The organism is Pseudomonas sp. 51_B, assembly GCF_017491595.1.
Classification (GTDB): Bacteria; Pseudomonadota; Gammaproteobacteria; order Pseudomonadales; family Pseudomonadaceae; genus Aquipseudomonas; species Aquipseudomonas promysalinigenes.
This window is the reverse complement of record NZ_JAFGYW010000007.1, coordinates 147,684-164,193: the sequence shown is the minus strand read 5'-3', so window position 1 is coordinate 164,193 and position 16,510 is coordinate 147,684. Positions and strand designations below refer to the sequence as shown.

Genomic DNA, 16,510 nt, shown 5'->3' with positions numbered 1-16,510 from the left:
TGGGTGACCCCATGGCAACCTGCGGCGAAGTACTGGTCAAATTCCTTGAAGGCTATGGCGTGGACCATGTCTTTGGCATTCCTGGTGTACATACCGTGGAGCTGTACCGTGGTTTGGCAGGTTCGTCGATCCGCCACATCACCCCGCGCCACGAGCAAGGCGCTGGGTTCATGGCTGACGGCTATGCCCGAACCCGCGGCAAGCCTGGCGTGTGCTTCATCATCACCGGCCCTGGCATGACCAACATCACCACTGCCATGGGCCAGGCCTATGCCGACTCCATTCCGATGCTGGTGATCTCCAGTGTGCAATCGCGTGACCAATTGGGCGGTGGCCGCGGCAAACTGCACGAGCTGCCCAATCAGGCAGCGTTGGTGTCGGGCGTTGCGGCGTTTTCCCAGACGCTGATGAGCGCCGCTGACCTGCCTCAGGTGCTGGCGCGTGCCTTTGCTGTGTTCGACAGTGCACGCCCGCGCCCGGTGCATATCGAGATCCCCCTGGATGTGCTGGTCGAGCCGGCGGACCATTTGCTGCCCGCCCGTGCGGTACGCAGCGCCCGCGCAGGCGCAGCCCCTGGCCCTGTGGCGGCCATGGCCCAGCGCCTGGCCAACGCCCGCCGGCCACTCATCCTGGCCGGTGGCGGTGCGCTGGCGGCGGGCGCGCCGTTGGCGCAGTTGGCGGAGCACCTGCAGGCGCCTGTCGCCCTGACCATCAATGCCAAAGGGTTGCTGCCGGCCAGCCATCCACTGCAGATTGGTTCGACCCAGTCACTGGTTGCTACCCGTGAGCTGGTGGAGGAGGCCGATGTGGTATTGGCGATCGGCACCGAACTTGCCGAGACCGACTACGACGTGACCTTCAAGGGCGGCTTCAAGATTCCAGGCAGCCTGCTGCGAATCGACATCGACCCCGACCAGACCGTGCGCAACTACCTACCGGAACTGGCCCTGGTCGCCGATGCCCAGTTGGCTGCCCAGGCGTTGTTAGAGGCCCTGCGGTTGCTGCCAGCGCCACCCTGTGATGAAGGTTGGGGCGCTGCCCGTGCCCTGCGGTTGCGCAAGGCCATGGCGGCCGGCTGGGATCAGCCCACCTTGAGCCAGACCCGCTTGCTGACGAGCATTTTGCAGCGCCTGCCAAACGCGATCCTGGTAGGGGATTCGACCCAGCCGGTGTACACCGGCAACCTGACCCTGGACATGCAGGCACCACGCCGTTGGTTCAATGCATCTACCGGTTACGGCACGTTGGGCTATGCGTTGCCTGCTGCAATGGGCGCTTGGCTCGGCAGTGCCGAACAGCCCAACGAGCGTGCGCCTGCGGTCTGCCTGATCGGCGACGGCGGCATGCAGTTCACCTTGCCGGAACTGGCCAGCGCCGTAGAGGCCAAGGTGCCGCTGATCGTATTGCTGTGGAATAACCAAGGTTACGAGGAGATCAAGAAGTACATGGTCAACCGCTCGATCGAACCGGTGGGCGTGGATATCCACACCCCCGACTTCATCGGGGTGGCACGTGCATTGGGCGCCGACGCCGAGCAGGTTGACGATGTCATGCACCTGCAGGCTGCACTGGGCAGGGCAGTGCAGCGCCAAGGCCCGACGCTGATCCAGGTCGATCAGAACGCCTGGCACGCCGCAGTCACGGGCTGAACTCAGCTGGCGCTGGCGCGCAGCCTGGCGACGTCGCGGATCGGTGGAGCGCCGTAGAGTCGGCTGTATTCGCGGCTGAACTGCGACGGGCTTTCATAGCCTACCCGATACGCGGCAACCGCCGCTTCCAGGCCGTCGTTGAGCATCAGCCGCCGCGCCTCCTGCAACCGCAGTTGCTTCTGGTACTGCAACGGGCTCATGGAGGTGACGGCCTTGAAGCGGTGATGCAAGGTCGAGATGCTCAGATGCACCTCGCGCGCCAGTTGCTCGATGCGTAGCGGCTGCTGGTAGTTCTGGTTAAGCCAGGTGATGGCCTGGCAGACCCGATGGGTCTGGCTATTGGCCAAAGCAATTTCGTACAGGCGATAGCCCTGCGGCCCGCGCAGCAGGCGGTAGAGGATCTCGCGCCTAATCAGCGGCGCCAGCATGTCGATATCCCGCGGAGTGTCGAGCAGGCGCACCAGGCGCAGCAGCGCGTCGAGCAATTGCGGGTCGGTTCGCTCGACATACAGGCCACGGCCGGAGGGCAGATTGGGCACCAGCATCGGCCCGCTTTCAGCGATCAGCTGGCTGATTTCGGCAGGGTCCAAGTCCATACGAATGCCAAGGCTCGGGTTTTCCGGGCTGGCGTCGAGCTTCACGCCGCTCAATGGCAGGGTTACCGATACCACCATGTAATGCAGCGGGTCGTAGGCATACTGTTCATCGCCCAGGAACAAGCTTTTGCTGCCCTGGGCCAGAATGCACAAGGCCGGTTGGGCCAGGGTCGGCACCGAGCGCACGTTTTCGGTATAGCGCACCAGGTACAGGTCGTCGATGGCTGAGGCGGGGCCATGGGGAGCCGTGGCGTGCTTGCTTATCAGCTGGGCCAACTCCTGGCGCTGCACTTCCAGGGTTGGATCGATGGACGGGGCGGTGGTCATGATGGCTTTCCTCTGCTGACCGACGCAGCATAGGTTTGGGCAATGGCCGACGCTAGTCGAATGCTGCACGTCGATTGCCTGATCCTGCCGCGCAGCAGGATCAGGCAATCGCTGAGCAGTAATGGCCTAACGCGTCGCGCGTGCCAGCACCTAACCTTGGCAGCCTGGCTTTTCCGTCCGCCTGCTTCAAGGAGATCGTGCTATGACCCAGCGCCAACCGGTCACTCACCTGGCTTTCATTCGTGCCTGCAGCGGCCGTTCCGCCGAACTTGGCGCACGCCTGCGCGACCTGCTGGAACCGTCCTTGCAGACCCCGGGCTGCCTTAGCTTTACGGTGCAGCGTTCCCAGGCCGACGCCGACCTGTGGCTGCTTAGCGGTAGCTGGCAGGACCAACAGGCAATGACGGGCTACTTTGCCTCGCCCACCTTGAATGTGTTCGGTGAACTGGTTCAAGCGCAGGTAGTCAGCAGCCTGGACTTGCATACCTTCGATTGAAAGGCGGTTAGAATGCTGCCCCTCAATCAACAGGCGCAGGGCAACATGGCACGCAGAGAATTCCCCCATTTCGAAGCAGTTTCGGCGATGGTTCCGGTTGAGGGCGGCGGCTATAACGCTGCTATCGCGGTCAAGGCCCTGGGTATGGGCGGCGCTGCGCGCTTTCACAAGGTACTAGGCGATGAAGTCTTCAAAAGCGCTATGGCGGCTGACGAAGCCGCCTGCGCCGAGCTTGCACGCCTGCAGGGCGTGAGCGAGGAAGGCGAACTGATCTGGTGATCAGGCCTGTGGGCGAGCCATCTTGAACAGGTTGCCCAGCTCGAAATAATCCGCTGGGCCACCGCCACGCAGGATCGGTTCGGCCGCGGCGGTGTCGTAGATACCGTCCTTGAGCAAGTGCTCGGCAATGTGTACCGCCACCACCTCACCCAGGATCAACCAGCTCGGCACCAGTTGCTGGTCGGCGCGTGTGAGCTGGACGATCTGGGTCACCTTGCACTCGAAAGCCACCGGCGTTTCGCCCACGCGCGGCACTTTGACGATACTCGACGGCACTGCCGTCAGGCCGCTCAGTTCGAACTCGTTGACGTCGGCAGGCACAGCCGCGCAGCTTTGATTCATTTGCTCGGCCAATGGGCGGGTCGCCAGGTTCCAGACGAATTCGCCAGTCTGCTCGATGTTGTTCAGGCTGTCTTTGCGCCCGACGCTGCAGAAACCGATGATCGGGGGGATGTAGTTGAAGGCGTTGAAGAAGCTGTAGGGCGCAAGGTTCAACTGGCCATCTTGGCTCTGCGAAGAGATCCAGCCGATAGGGCGCGGACCAACGATGGCATTGAAGGGGTCGTGAGGCAGGCCGTGGCCTTTGGCGGGTTCGTAGTAGTACATCTTGCCGACATCCTGGGGAAGGGTGGCCTAGTGTGCCAAGCATTTGCTCCCCTGAAAATGATCAAGCCCGGCCGAAGCCGGGCTGGTAGCACGCAGCAGCACTCAGCTGATGCGGTGGCCATTGGTGCGGTCGAAGCCATCTTCGGCAAAGCGCTGCGCATTGGTGTGATCGAAACCGTCTTCGGCAAAGCGTTGTGCGTTGGTGTGATCGAAACCATCTTCGGCGAAGCGTTGTGCGTTGGTGTGATCGAAACCATCTTCGGCGAAACGTTGTGCGTTGGTGTGATCGAAACCGTCTTCGGCGAAGCGTTGTGCGTTGGTGTGATCGAAACCGTCTTCGGCGAAGCGTTGCGCGTTGGTGTGATCGAAACCATCTTCGGCGAAGCGTTGTGCGCCAGTGTGGTCGAAACCGTCTTCGGCGTAGCTGGCAGATTGAGTCACTGCTGCAAAGGTGTGTGCACTGGTACGGTCGAACCCATCTTCAGCGAATGCGCCAGCAGCGACAACCGAGAGGGCCAGCGTCAGGATCAGTTTGCTTTTCATGGTGGTGCTCCTTGGATGTGGGGGAAGTTTGTTTCTATGGATTCAATGCTACGCCTATTAATCCGATAAAAAAGCGCAAAAGTTGGCGTTTAAAAATCGAATTATTTGATGTTTTGGTTGGCACCTAGCGTTCATCTGCTTTTGCACGTGCATATGCGTGAGAGACGTCAAGGGCTAGAGCGGCGAGATGCTTCACCTGCATTTGCAGGATGAGATTCTGGGATTAATCGTGAGTTAAGAACGCGAGATATACATCACTGCTTTGGTCGGCGACCCTGATCGGCATTTGCTGAAAATTGCCATCGCCTGGCGCTTGGGTGAACCCTTGACGTCACAAGGATCCAGCAGTGCATCAATGAAGCTTTACCTGGCTGGGAATTCTGACTTGCATCGTGTTGGGCACCGGATAGGGGGGCAACGCTGCAGACCACTCGCCAACGTCAGCCGCGACAGGCATTGAGAACGTTGCTATCAGTCGCAGCTCAAGCAGCGCCGACGCGTCGTTCGATAGCATAGCCGCACGAATCTGCAGCCCAGCTTTTGGCAACCATAAAAAAAGGGCGTCCGTTTCACGGAGCGCCCCTTCTTCAATCGCACGACCCGGTCAGTCGGTGGTAATCCGCGAATGCTGCTTGGTGTCTTTCATGGTGGCGTACACCAACAGCGAGCAAGCGATGCACGCTGTGACGTACCAATAGAAGCCGCTCTCCATGCCTACGCTCTTGAACCACAGGGCCACGTACTCAGCGGTACCGCCGAAGATCGAGACGGTCAGCGCATACGGCAGGCCAACGCCCAGGGCGCGGATTTCAGTCGGGAACAGCTCGGCTTTGACCACTGCGTTGATCGAGGTGTAGCCACTGACGATGATCAGCGCCGCCATGATCAGGAAGAACGCGCCCCACCAGGTCTGGATGGTGTGCAGGGTGCTGAGAATCGGCACGGTGAACAGGGTGCCAAGTACGCCGAAGGCGATCAGGATCGGGCGTCGGCCGATCTTGTCGGAAAGGCCGCCGATCACCGGCTGCAGGCACATGAACAGGAACAGCGTGGCTGCCGAGATGGTGGTCGAGTCACTGATGCTCATACCCACGGTATTGACCAGGTACTTCTGCATGTAGGTGGTGTAGGTGTAGAAGGCCAGTGTGCCGCCCATGGTCAGGCCGACCACGGTCAGCAGTTCCTTGGGGTGGCGCATGAGGGTGCGCATCAGGCTTTCTTTGGCCTTTTCCTTCTTGGTGAAGGAGGCGGTTTCTTCCATGCCGCGACGCAGGTACAGGGCGACCACCGCGCACAGCGCACCGATCACGAAAGGTACACGCCAGCCCCAGGCATACAATTGCTCAGTGGTCAGGGTCTGCTGCAGGATGATCAGTACCGCCAGAGCAATGAGCTGGCCGGAAATCAGCGTTACGTACTGGAAGCTGGAGAAGAAGCCACGGCGGTCCTTGCTGGCCATCTCGCTCAGGTAGGTGGCAGAGGTACCGTACTCGCCGCCGACCGAAAGGCCCTGCATCAGGCGTGCGATAACCAGCAGGATCGGCGCGGCGACGCCGATGGTTTCATAGCCTGGGGTCAGGGCGATCACCAGGGAGCCGGCGCACATCAGCAGCACCGAAGCCATCAGCGCAGCCTTGCGGCCCTTGCGGTCTGCATACAGGCCCATCAACCAGCCACCGATTGGGCGCATCAGAAAGCCCACGGCGAAGATCGCGGCAGTATTGAGCAGTTGAGCGGTGGAGTCGCCAGCCGGGAAGAAGGCCTTGGCGAAGTACAGCGAGAATGCAGCGTAAACGTACCAGTCGTACCATTCGACCATGTTGCCGATGGACCCACTGAAGATCGATTTAAGGCGGCTGGCGGTGGTTTTTTCAGCAGCGGGCGCGACGGCCGCCCCGGCTGGCAGGGAGGTGGCGTTATCCATCTGGGATACCTTCTCGTTGTTTTTGTGGAGCGCGCCGAAGCGCAGCTTGCCAAGACAATTGCAGAAGCTGTGCCAAACGGGTGCATGGCGATCCAAATGGGGGCGCGGAGCCGGTGCAGGCTGGGTTTTAGGTGAGAAGTGCCGTGGGCCTTGGAGGGGCAAGCCTGTTTGAGTGAGCGGATTTCCGCTTATCGCCCTGCGCACATGAGCGAAAAACCGCTCATTGCACGAAGTCCTCACGAACAATCCCGTGACGCTGCATCTTTTCGTTCAGGGTGCGGCGCGGCAGTTGCAGCGTCTGCATCACTGCTTTGATTTCCCCTGCGTGCTGGCGCAAGGCTGCACGCAGGCACTGAGCTTCGAAAGCTTCCATCTGCTCCACCAGCGATGGGCCGGCAGGGGCGACTTCGATATTCGGCGAGCCCAGGCCCAGCGCGTGGCGCTCCGCTGCGTTGGCCAATTCCCGTACATTGCCTGGCCAGTCGTGGCACAGCAGCTGCGAGAGTTGTGGACCGCTCAAAGGCGGCGCCGCGCGTCCTAACCTGGCAGCGGCCGACTGTGCAAAATGCTCGAACAGCAAGGGTATGTCTTCACGCCGGTCGCGCAGCGGTGCCAAGCGCAACTCCGCCACATTCAGGCGATAGGCCAGGTCCTCGCGAAACCGCCCGGCCCGCGCCTCTTCGAGCAAGTCAGGTTTGGTGGCGGCGATGATGCGCAAGTCGACGCTGATGCTCTGGTTGGCCCCTAGCCGCTCCAGTTTCTGCTCCTGGATCACCCGCAGCAGCTTTGCCTGCTGGGCCAACGGCATGCTTTCGATTTCGTCGAGAAACACCGTGCCGCCGTTGGCGTACTCCAGTTTGCCGATGCGTTTGCCCTGCGCACCGGTGAATGCACCGCTTTCATGGCCGAACAATTCGGCTTCGAACAGTGATTCGGGGATGGCTGCGCAGTTGAGCGCCACGAATGGTTTGTCGGCGCGCGGCCCGAAGTCGTGCAGGCAACGCGCTACCCGCTCCTTGCCGCTGCCGGTTTCACCGCGCAGCAGCACGTTGACTGGCAAGCTGGCCAGGTCCAAGACCTGCCTGCGTAGCTGCTGCAAACCTTGAGACATACCCAGCAAGGTGGTTTCCAGCCGCGACTTGAGGTCGGCCTGTTCATGCAGGCGGCGGTTCTCCAGCACCAACTGACGCTTTTCCAGTGCCCGTCGCAGGCTCCCGAGCAAGTGCTGTGGGGTGAAGGGCTTTTCCAGGAAGTCATACGCACCACTGCGCATCGCCTCCACCGCCATCGGCACATCGCCGTGGCCGGTCAGCAGAATCACCGGCAGGTCCGGGTCATCCAGTTGCAGGCGCTCGAGCAGCTGCAGGCCACCCATGCCCGGCATGCGTACGTCGCTGATGACCACGCCGGCAAAGTGCGCAGGCAGTTGCGCCAGGCAGTCCTCGGCGCAAGCGAACAACTGCACGCTGAAGCCAGACAGGCTCAGCCACTGTTCGACCGCGGTGCGGATGCTGGCTTCATCATCCACGACGATCACCGAGTTCAACATACAGTCTCCAGGTCACGGGGCAGGGTCAGGCTCAGCCGGGCGCCGCCGGGCATGTTCTCTGCGTACAGCAGGCCTCCGGCCTCGACGATGATGCCATAGGAAATCGCCAGGCCCAGGCCCAAGCCTTCGCCCACCGGTTTGGTGGTGAAGAACGGATCGAAGACCTTCGCCAGGTCCGCTTGGGCAATACCACCGCCTGAATCCAACACGCTCAGGCGCCATTGATCGTGCAGTGGTTCGATGCGCACCTCAAGGCGTTTGTAGCGCTTGTCAGCCATGGCGTCGAGGGCGTTGTGCAGCAGGTTGATCAGCACCTGCTCAAGGCGGATCGCATCGCCGCGGACCCAGGCCGGACGTGCCAGGTACAGCGCTACGTCCACTTGCTCACTGCGCATGCGCGTGTCCAGCAGGTGCAGGGCCTGATCGACCACGGTTGCCAGGTCGAGGCGTTCGCGCAGGCCAACCGGGCTATTGCGGGCAAAGGTCTTCAGGTGGCCGGTCAATGCGGCCATGCGCGTGAGCATCTGCTCCAACGGCTCCAGGGCTTTGCGTGCATCGTCGTAGCGGCCATGGTCGAGCAGCAGGCGCAGGGTTTCCAGCTGCATGCGTTGCGTGGTCAGCGGTTGGTTGATCTCGTGGGCCATGGCCGCCGACATCTGCCCCAGTGCCGCCAGTTTGGCCGACTGCACCAGGCCTTCCTGGGCAGTACGCAGTTCGCGGGTGCGTTCTTCGACCTGCCGCTTGAGCGCCTCGCGGCTGCGCTGGCGCAGCCGGGCCAGGCGTAAACGCTGGCTGACGAACAGCGCGGCGAACACCAGGCTGAGCCACACGGCGGCGGCGCTCAGTGCGGCATTGCGGCCGGCAGCCTCGACCTGAGGTTTGCGCAGCAAGTGCAAGGTCCAGCCCTCACCGTCCAGCGGCAAGCTTTCCCAGAGGTATTCGACGCTACCTCCTGGGCCTTGCACGCGGCTCAAGTGGCTGTTGCTGGCGAACCGGGTCAGCTCTTGATGCGCAAGTGGCACCAGCGGCTGCTTGTCGTACTGACGGGTCTGGGCAAGCTCGGCACGATCGGCTCCGCTGAGCGGCTTGAGCTCTCGATAGCGCCAGCCATCCTGATTGGCGATGAAGGTGATGCCACGGGCGTCACTGACCAGCAGAATATTGCTACCTTGGCGCCATTCGCGTTCCAGTTCCGGGAACTCCAGCTTGACCACCATGGCGCCGAGAAAGCGCCCCTGCTCGTCGCTGACTGCGCTGGCCAGGAAGTAGCCAGGCACACCGCTGGTCACCCCCACTGCATAGAAGCGGCCGCTACCATGGCTGCGGGTCTGTTTGAAATAGGGCCGAAAGCCGTAGTTGGAGCCGACGTAGCTGGTGGGCATGCGCCAATTACTGGCGGCCACCGCCAGGCCGGTGCGGTCGAGCAGCTCCAGGGTCGAAGAGTTGGCTGCGCCGTTGATGCGCTCGAGTTTCAGGTTGAGCGCGTGCTGCATCTGCTCGCTGACCGGGCCGCGCAGGGCGTCGATCAGCTGCGGGTCCAGCGCCAGCACGGCGGGCAGAGCGCGGTAACGGTCGATCAGGGTGTGCAGGGCATTGGCGTACAGCACCAGCTGCTGGCTGGCGCGGCGGGCGTCATCTTCCATGGCCTGGCGCTTGGCCTGGTGCATCGCCCAGCCGCCACTCAGGGCCGTACCTAGCACGATCAGCAGGGTAATCAGCCCCAGACGCAGGGCGCGAAAGGAAAAGGGCATGGGCGGGTCCAGGTAATGGTGATATCAGGCCCGGCCTCTACACGGCGGTTCATCGCATGGATGAACCGCCGTGTAGAGGCCGGAGCCGACGACGAACCTGTTACAGCAGCTCGAAGCTCTTCTGCTGCACGGCCTCTGAATCCAGCCCGATCTGGACATTGAACTCGCCAGGCTCGGCGACCCGCTGCAACTGGCCATTGTAGAACTTCAGATCATCTTCGCTGATGGGGAAGGTCAGGGTTCGCGACTCACCAGCCTTGAGCATCAGTTTCTGGAAGTTCTTCAGTTGCTTGACCGGGCGGCTCATTGATGCCGAGACATCCTGCAGGTACAGCTGCACGACGGTCTCGCCATCACGCTGGCCGGTATTTTTCACGGTGATCTTGGCTTGCAGCGTATCGCCTCGCTTGAGCTGGTTGCCAGACAGGGACAGGCCCGACAGCTCGAAACTGCTGTAGCTCAAGCCGTAGCCGAATGGGTACAGCGGGCCGTTGGGCTCTTCGAAGTACTGCGATGTGAAGTTGCCTGGCTTGCCGGGAGTGAATGGCCGACCGATGCGCATGTGGTTGTAGTACATCGGAATTTGCCCTACCGAACGAGGGAAGGTGATGGCCAGCTTGCCCGATGGGTTGTAATCGCCAAACAGCACGTCGGCAATGGCGTTGCCACCTTCGGTGCCGGAGTACCAGGTTTCCAGGATGGCATCGGCCTGGTCACGCTCCCAGCCAATCGACAGGGGGCGGCCATTCATCAGCACCAATACCAGCGGCTTGCCTGTGGCCTTCAGAGCCTTTATTAGCTCGCGCTGGCTAGCCGGAATTTCCAGGCTCGTACGGCTTGACGACTCATGGGACATCCCACGCGACTCGCCAACCACAGCCACTACTACATCGGACTGCTGGGCAGCCTTGATCGCTTCGTCGATCATGACGCCCGCAGGCCGTGGGTCATCGACGATCTCCGGGGCATCGGCGTTGAGGAAATTCAGGTAGTCGACGATTGCCTTGTCACCAATGATGTTGGCGCCTTTTGCGTATACCAGCTTGGCCTTGCCCTCCAGAGCACGCCGCAAGCCCTCGCGCACGGTGACAGAGTGCATCGGCTTGCCATCGGCGTACCAACTGCCGAGCATGTCATTCGGGGCATCTGCCAATGGGCCGACCAGAGCGACTGTACCGGCTTTTTTAAGCGGCAGAGTCTGGTTGCGGTTCTCCAGCAATACCAGGCTGCGCCGGGCCACGTCACGGGCAGCTGCGCGGTGCAGGCGGTCTTCGGTGTAATAGTCCTTGAGGTCGTTTTCGGCTTTGGCAATGCGCAGGTAAGGGTCTTTGAACAGGCCCATGTCATATTTGGCGCCGAGCACTTCGCGCACGGCCTGGTTCAGTTCGTGTTCTGTCACTTCGCCAGACTTCAGCAGCCCGGGCAGTTCTTTGCCATAAAGGGTGTCGTTCATGCTCATGTCGATGCCGGCCTTGATCGCCAGCTTGGCGGCTTCGCGGCCATCTCGCGCCACACCGTGGCGGATCAGCTCCTGGATGGCGCCGTGGTCACTGATGGTCACACCTTTGAAGCCCCACTGCTTGCGCAGCAGATCGTTCATCAGCCAAGTGTTGGAAGTGGCCGGGACACCGTTGATCGAGTTGAGCGCCACCATCACCCCGCCAGCGCCCGCGTCGAGCGCGGCGCGGTAGGGTGGCAGGTAGTCGTTGTACATCTTGGGCAGGCTCATATCGACGGTGTTGTAGTCACGTCCGCCTTCCACAGCGCCGTACAAGGCGAAATGCTTGACGATGGCCATGATGCTGTCAGGGTTGGCCGGGCTGCTGCCCTGGAACGAGCGCACCATGACCTGGCCAATCTTCGAGGTCAGGTAAGTGTCTTCGCCGAAGCCTTCGCTGGTGCGCCCCCAGCGCGGGTCGCGGGCGATGTCGACCATGGGTGCGAAGGTCATGTCCAGCGCATCGGCCGAAGCTTCGATGGCCGAAGTGCGGCCGACCTTGGCGATCGCGTCCATATCCCAGCTAGCCGCCAGGCCCAGGCTGATCGGGAAGATCGTGCGTTCGCCGTGGATGGTGTCGTAGGCGAAGAACATCGGAATCTTCAGGCGGCTGCGCATGGCAGCGTCCTGCATCGGCCGGTTCTCGGGGGCGGTACGCGAGTTGAAGGTGCCACCGATGCGCCCGGCCGCGATTTCTTCGCGGATCTTGTCGCGGGGCATTTCCGGGCCGATGCTGATCAGGCGCAACTGGCCGATCTTTTCGGCCTCGGTCATCTGGCTGATCAGATGGTCGATGAACGCCTGCTTGTCCTGCAGGGGAGGGGCGGTTGGAGCGGCAAGCGCCGCCTGGCTGGCAAGGGCCATGGCCAGGCCCAGCAAAGACAGTTTCATCATCGATTCCATAATCGAGGCCTTGGCCGTATCCGGAGCGGTACGCGCGTGGCCGAAGTTTTCAGGCGGCTATTGTTGTACGATTCGCCGGTAATTCATCCAGCGGCGGATTATGCCTGAAAGTATCGGTCGCGGATGAACACCCCAATGCCGGGATAAAAACTATAAAAACGCTGACGAGACCCAAGGCATGACCCTGCTCAACGAATACCAACGCCGCCAGGTGGCCGAGGCGATCGCCCTGGCAGAGCGGCGCACCGATGCGCAACTGGTGACCGTGCTGGCGCGCCGTGCCGATGACTACGCCTATCTGCCGTTGTTCTGGGCCGCTGTGCTGGCCCTTGCCACCCCGGCGCTGTTGAATTGGCTGGTGGGCTGGCCAGGCTTGCGTGGGTTGCTGGTGGCCAACGTACTGCTGTTCATCGGCTTGTGCGTGCTATTGCGCCAGCCACGGGTGGCTGCATGGCTGACTCCGACAGCCTTGCTGCGCTGGCGCGCCGCGCGCCTGGCGCACCAGCAGTTTCGGGAGCAGAACCTTGAGGGTACGGCCGGCGCCACGGGGGTGCTGATCTTTGTCGCCGAGCAGGAGCAGCATGTAGAAATCCTCGTCGATCAAGGGGCAGCCCCTTACCTGGATGCCAAGGTCCGCGCAGTGTTGGTGGCGCGCCTGACTGAACAGGTGCGTCAAGGCCATACCTTGCAGGGTTTTGTCGAATGCATCGAGGCTTGTGGCGAACTGCTGGGCAAACACCTGCCGCGCACCCACCCTCGTAATGAACTACCCAACCACCTGGTGATTCTCGACTGAACTGGCGGCTAGAGGGGTGTAGAATGCGCGGCATCGCGCAATGCGCCCCTTTTTGTAACCTGAGGCACCTGTTTTCCATGTCTGCCAGTAATTGCGCGCCCGCGGCGCCCGATGCACGCGCCCAGTTTCTAGACCAGCTCGATGCTGCCCTGCGCACCAACTCATTGGTCAAGTTGGTGCTGGCGCGCCATGTCGGGGCCGACCCGACCTTGCAGCGCATCATTGCCAAGCCGCTGCAGGTCAAGGGGCAAGAGCAGCTGTCGCTGGTGTATCGACACCAGACGCGTGACATCACTCGCAACCTGCCAATCGATCAGGCTCAGGCGCTGATAGCGCAGCTGTTGCCAGAGAGCTTTCGCAATGCCCACTTGTTCGACGCTCACGGCGAAGTGCAGCTGACCTTCAGTAAAAAAGGCAAACCTATGCTCCAGCGCCACGCGGCGCAGGCTCCGCGAGAGGTGGTAGCCAAGGCTGAGCATGACCGCCAGAAGAAACGCTATCTAGAGCTCTCGCGGCCTTTCCTGCGCGACCTGGGGGTGACCGATGCTCAGGGCGCGCTGATTCCGTCGATGTCGCGCAAGTGGAAGCAGATCAACAAATTCATCGAAGTGTTCGATCACGCCCTGGCCAATGCACCGGTGCTGGCGGCGCAGCCGCTGCGCGTCGCCGATTTCGGCTCTGGCAAGGGCTACCTGACCTTCGCCATGCATGACTTCCTGCGTAATACCCAGGGCCGCGATGCGCAGGTAACCGGTGTGGAGTTGCGCCAGGACATGGTCGAGCTGTGTAACGCCGCCGCTCAGCGCCTGGAGCATTCGGGCCTGGAGTTCCAGTGCGGTGACGTTCGCAGCGTTGTGCCCGAGGCAATCGACGTGATGATTGCCCTGCATGCTTGCGACATCGCCACCGACTATGCCATTCACACAGGCATACGCTGCAACGCTGCGATCATCATGTGCTCACCGTGCTGCCACAAGCAAATCCGCCCGCAGCTGCACAGCCCGGGGCTACTGCAACCGATGTTGCAATACGGGCTGCATCTGGGGCAGCAGGCCGAAATGCTCACCGACAGCCTGCGCGCGTTGTATCTGGAGGCGTGTGGTTATGAAACCAAGGTGTTCGAGTTTATCTCCCTTGAGCACACCAACAAGAACAAGATGATTCTTGCGGTGAAACGTCCGCAAGTGGGTGATAACACGGCATTGTTGGAAAAGATCGGGCAGCTCAAAGCGTTTTATGGGGTGCAGGAGCATTGCCTGGAGACGTTGTTGCAGGCCGATAAGCTTCTGTGATTGCCACAACCACATCTTAGCCAGTCGCAATCAACGTTCAGCGAACCGCTGACGGCCCTTCGATCGCCAACCCTTCCATACCCAATGGATGCGTAGTCGCATCGAAGAAGTACAGCCGCGTCCCCGGCATGTTCCCGAACCGGTCGACGAAATGCTGCTTCTGGTTGAGCACAGACGCTTCGCTCAGCGGCCGGACAGCGATCGACAAGTGACTGGGCTGCGCCTGAACGATGGCTTCGAGCAAATGCTTGTCGCTGCCGTCCAGATGCTGCCCGAACAGGCACAGGCCCTGTTTCTCCTGAGCCAGTTGCCCCAACCCCCAGGCCAGATAATCGGAGTGGCGGATGGCGCGCATCTTCTCGTCGCTGCGCTCTTCGTTGACGAACAGCGGCACTTCACCGGGAATGTTCACGGCGAAGCCTTCGAGTAATTCTGCACTGTCGGCGCTGCGCTGGCGGGTGCTGCCATCGGGCAGCTTTAGCAGGTGCAGGCCGCCATGCAGGTGCAAGACTCGAATGCCCTCGCTGCTGGTGCGGCGCACGTCGAAAAAACCTTCCTCGTCGAACAACGCGGCAAAGCCCTGCGGGTCATGTTGTATCGCCCAAGGCAGAATCAGGTCGTAGTTGCTTGTGTAGACGCTGCGATACTCGCGCAGGGCCTGGTTGATCGATGTCAGGGTGGCGGCGGGTACCAAGGCCCAAGGCAGATGCACGGTGCGGATCGCGTGGATCAACCCTTCCTTGATCGAGTAGTAGCGGTTCAACGGCGCAGTGGAGTTGATGGCCAGGGCTGCGTTGGCGCGTACGGTGTGATTGAGAGTGCTCAACACCGGCTCGAACAGTTCGGTGCCCAGCGACTTGAACAGCGCCTGATCGCTAATCGCTAGGCCCTTCTTGCGCCCAGCGCGCTGGGCTTGTTCGTATAGTGAAAAGTAGCCGAACGGCTTCCACAGCGCACGACTGGCACCGTTGCCCAGCAGCAATGCAGTGCAGGGGTGGCGCTGGTTGAGATCAGGCCAAGCGGCGAGGTGGGCGTCGAGAGTTGGCATGGGCAATCCATTCGGTGAGGCGGGAAACGGCCAGGACTTTAGCACGACATATGGGCGCTGAGCGCGGGCGCCGTCGGGGGTTGGCGTAACAACGAAAAAAGGAGCTCGAGGCTCCTTTTGACAGCGATGACGTTGTTGGAACGCCATGCGAGGATAGCAATGTTTGGAGCGGGTAGAGGGAATCGAACCCTCAACTAAAGCTTGGGAAGCTTTCGTTTTGCCACTAAACTATACCCGCGTTTGCGATGCACTTTTTACCAGAACCTTCCTTGAAATAGAAGCCCGCGTTCTAAAAAAGCTGATCGGCGCCCCATCTGTGCGGGTGTCGAACACAAGGCGCCGATACGCTTAAATAGCCAATGCATGCTGCCCCTGGATGTATGCGCCAGCGCGTGGGCGGGTTTCGCGCGCCGTGGGTTTGAGAAAACCTAGCAAGGCGTCGCGGGTATCATCGCAGGCTGACTTGCTTTCCATATCCAAAAAATGCCCAGCGTCGCGGATGACGCTGAACTGGCTATTGCCGACGTGTTTGCCGAATTCTCGGGCATCTTGCACCGTGGTGTACTCGTCGCGCTCGCCGTTGATGAACAGCACCGGGATGGCGATATTGCGGGCGCCGTGCAGTGCCCGTTGCAGGTCGCGCTGCAACACTTGGTTGATGTGGAAGTGCATCTGCGCATACTCGTGGCTGTCCAGGCTGCTGACGTGCCGGAAGTTGAAGCGCTTGAACAGTGACGGCAGGTACTTGCCGATGGTGTCATTGACCAGGTTGCCGACTTGGTAACGGTCGCAGGCGGCCAGATACTGGCAACCCCGTTCCAGGTAGTCGCGCATCGGCTCGTTGATAACTGGCGAAAACGAACTGACCACGGCCTTTTTCACCCTGCGCGGCTGGTGCGCCAGCGCCAGCAGGGTGCAGGCACCGCCCCAGGAAAAGGACATGACGTGGTCGCACTGGAACCGCTCTATCAGCTCCAGCAGTATCTGCGCCTCGTCCTCCTTGCTGATCAGCCGCTCTTGGCGGTTGTGCGGCTTGGACTTGCCAGCGTATGGCTGGTCGTAAAGCACTACGTTGAATTGTGGGTGCAGATTGCGCACGGTCTGGGCGAACGAAGCGGTGGTGGCCAACGACCCATTGATCAGAATGATCGTCTTTTCGGCCGCGTCCGCGCGATAGAACTCCGTGTAAACCCGATACTGACCTTGGATATCAAGTACAGCGATTTCTGGCCTCATGTCATCGACTCCTGGCG

13 protein-coding genes, 1 tRNA gene and 1 pseudogene are annotated in these 16,510 nt (G+C 61.2%); 5 read left to right on the top strand and 10 right to left on the bottom strand.

What is annotated here, in order from left to right; genetic code table 11:
* The first annotated feature begins 11 nt into the window (after nt 1-11).
* Complete coding sequence (locus J5M56_RS11150; RefSeq protein WP_207936854.1) at nt 12-1,649, top strand: 5-guanidino-2-oxopentanoate decarboxylase; 1,638 nt, start codon at nt 12-14, stop codon at nt 1,647-1,649.
* Nucleotides 1,650-1,651: 2 nt separating this feature from the next.
* Here the strand turns inward: J5M56_RS11150 and J5M56_RS11145 are convergent, their stop codons facing one another.
* Nucleotides 1,652-2,572: an AraC family transcriptional regulator gene (locus J5M56_RS11145; RefSeq protein ID WP_186477543.1), complete on the bottom strand. Its 921-nt coding sequence runs from the start codon at nt 2,570-2,572 to the stop codon at nt 1,652-1,654.
* A 202-nt stretch (nt 2,573-2,774) separates the two neighbouring features.
* On the opposite strand from J5M56_RS11145, the gene J5M56_RS11140 reads away from it, so the two are divergent.
* Both J5M56_RS11140 and J5M56_RS11135 read left to right on the top strand, forming a co-directional pair.
* Nucleotides 2,775-3,068 (top strand): antibiotic biosynthesis monooxygenase family protein, encoded by a 294-nt coding sequence (locus J5M56_RS11140; RefSeq protein WP_060478046.1) that lies wholly within the window; start codon nt 2,775-2,777, stop codon nt 3,066-3,068.
* Nucleotides 3,069-3,080: 12 nt separating this feature from the next.
* Nucleotides 3,081-3,347: a hypothetical protein gene (locus tag J5M56_RS11135; protein WP_060478045.1), complete on the top strand. Its 267-nt coding sequence runs from the start codon at nt 3,081-3,083 to the stop codon at nt 3,345-3,347.
* On the opposite strand, the gene J5M56_RS11130 is transcribed toward J5M56_RS11135, so the two are convergent.
* The 6 genes and pseudogenes from J5M56_RS11130 to bglX form a co-directional block, all read right to left on the bottom strand.
* Complete coding sequence (locus J5M56_RS11130; RefSeq protein ID WP_060478044.1) at nt 3,348-3,953, bottom strand: flavin reductase family protein; 606 nt, start codon at nt 3,951-3,953, stop codon at nt 3,348-3,350. It lies immediately after the preceding gene.
* 222 nt (nt 3,954-4,175) lie between these two features.
* Nucleotides 4,176-4,496 (bottom strand): annotated as a pseudogene (locus J5M56_RS11125) (heme utilization protein); the annotation flags it as partial.
* 604 nt (nt 4,497-5,100) lie between these two features.
* Nucleotides 5,101-6,420, bottom strand: coding sequence for an MFS transporter (locus J5M56_RS11120; RefSeq protein WP_060479694.1), 1,320 nt, complete (start codon nt 6,418-6,420; stop codon nt 5,101-5,103).
* A gap of 220 nt (nt 6,421-6,640) precedes the next feature.
* Nucleotides 6,641-7,969, bottom strand: coding sequence for a sigma-54 dependent transcriptional regulator (locus J5M56_RS11115; RefSeq protein WP_060479693.1), 1,329 nt, complete (start codon nt 7,967-7,969; stop codon nt 6,641-6,643).
* Nucleotides 7,963-9,720 (bottom strand): ATP-binding protein, encoded by a 1,758-nt coding sequence (locus J5M56_RS11110; protein ID WP_207936850.1) that lies wholly within the window; start codon nt 9,718-9,720, stop codon nt 7,963-7,965. The genes J5M56_RS11115 and J5M56_RS11110 overlap by 7 nt, the downstream gene beginning before the upstream one ends.
* A gap of 100 nt (nt 9,721-9,820) precedes the next feature.
* Complete coding sequence (gene bglX / locus J5M56_RS11105) at nt 9,821-12,112, bottom strand: beta-glucosidase BglX (RefSeq protein WP_186477547.1); 2,292 nt, start codon at nt 12,110-12,112, stop codon at nt 9,821-9,823.
* A 187-nt stretch (nt 12,113-12,299) separates the two neighbouring features.
* On the opposite strand from bglX, the gene J5M56_RS11100 reads away from it, so the two are divergent.
* Entirely contained in the window at nt 12,300-12,917 is a 618-nt protein-coding gene (locus J5M56_RS11100; RefSeq protein ID WP_186477548.1) for a hypothetical protein, read from the top strand.
* 77 nt (nt 12,918-12,994) lie between these two features.
* Nucleotides 12,995-14,209, top strand: a complete 1,215-nt coding sequence (locus tag J5M56_RS11095) for an SAM-dependent methyltransferase (protein WP_186477549.1) — start codon at nt 12,995-12,997, stop codon at nt 14,207-14,209.
* Between the two features lie 37 nt (nt 14,210-14,246).
* Here J5M56_RS11095 and J5M56_RS11090 read toward each other — a convergent pair whose 3' ends face one another.
* The 3 genes from J5M56_RS11090 to J5M56_RS11080 all read right to left on the bottom strand — a co-directional run bounded on the left by J5M56_RS11090 (nt 14,247) and on the right by J5M56_RS11080 (nt 16,493).
* The gene (locus J5M56_RS11090; RefSeq protein ID WP_186477550.1) at nt 14,247-15,257 is read right to left on the bottom strand and encodes a DUF4917 family protein; all 1,011 of its coding nucleotides are present in this window, start codon (nt 15,255-15,257) and stop codon (nt 14,247-14,249) included.
* A 164-nt stretch (nt 15,258-15,421) separates the two neighbouring features.
* Nucleotides 15,422-15,495 (bottom strand) — tRNA-Gly (locus tag J5M56_RS11085).
* 110 nt (nt 15,496-15,605) lie between these two features.
* Nucleotides 15,606-16,493, bottom strand: coding sequence for an alpha/beta hydrolase (locus J5M56_RS11080; protein WP_186477551.1), 888 nt, complete (start codon nt 16,491-16,493; stop codon nt 15,606-15,608).
* Between the last annotated feature and the right edge of the window lie 17 nt (nt 16,494-16,510).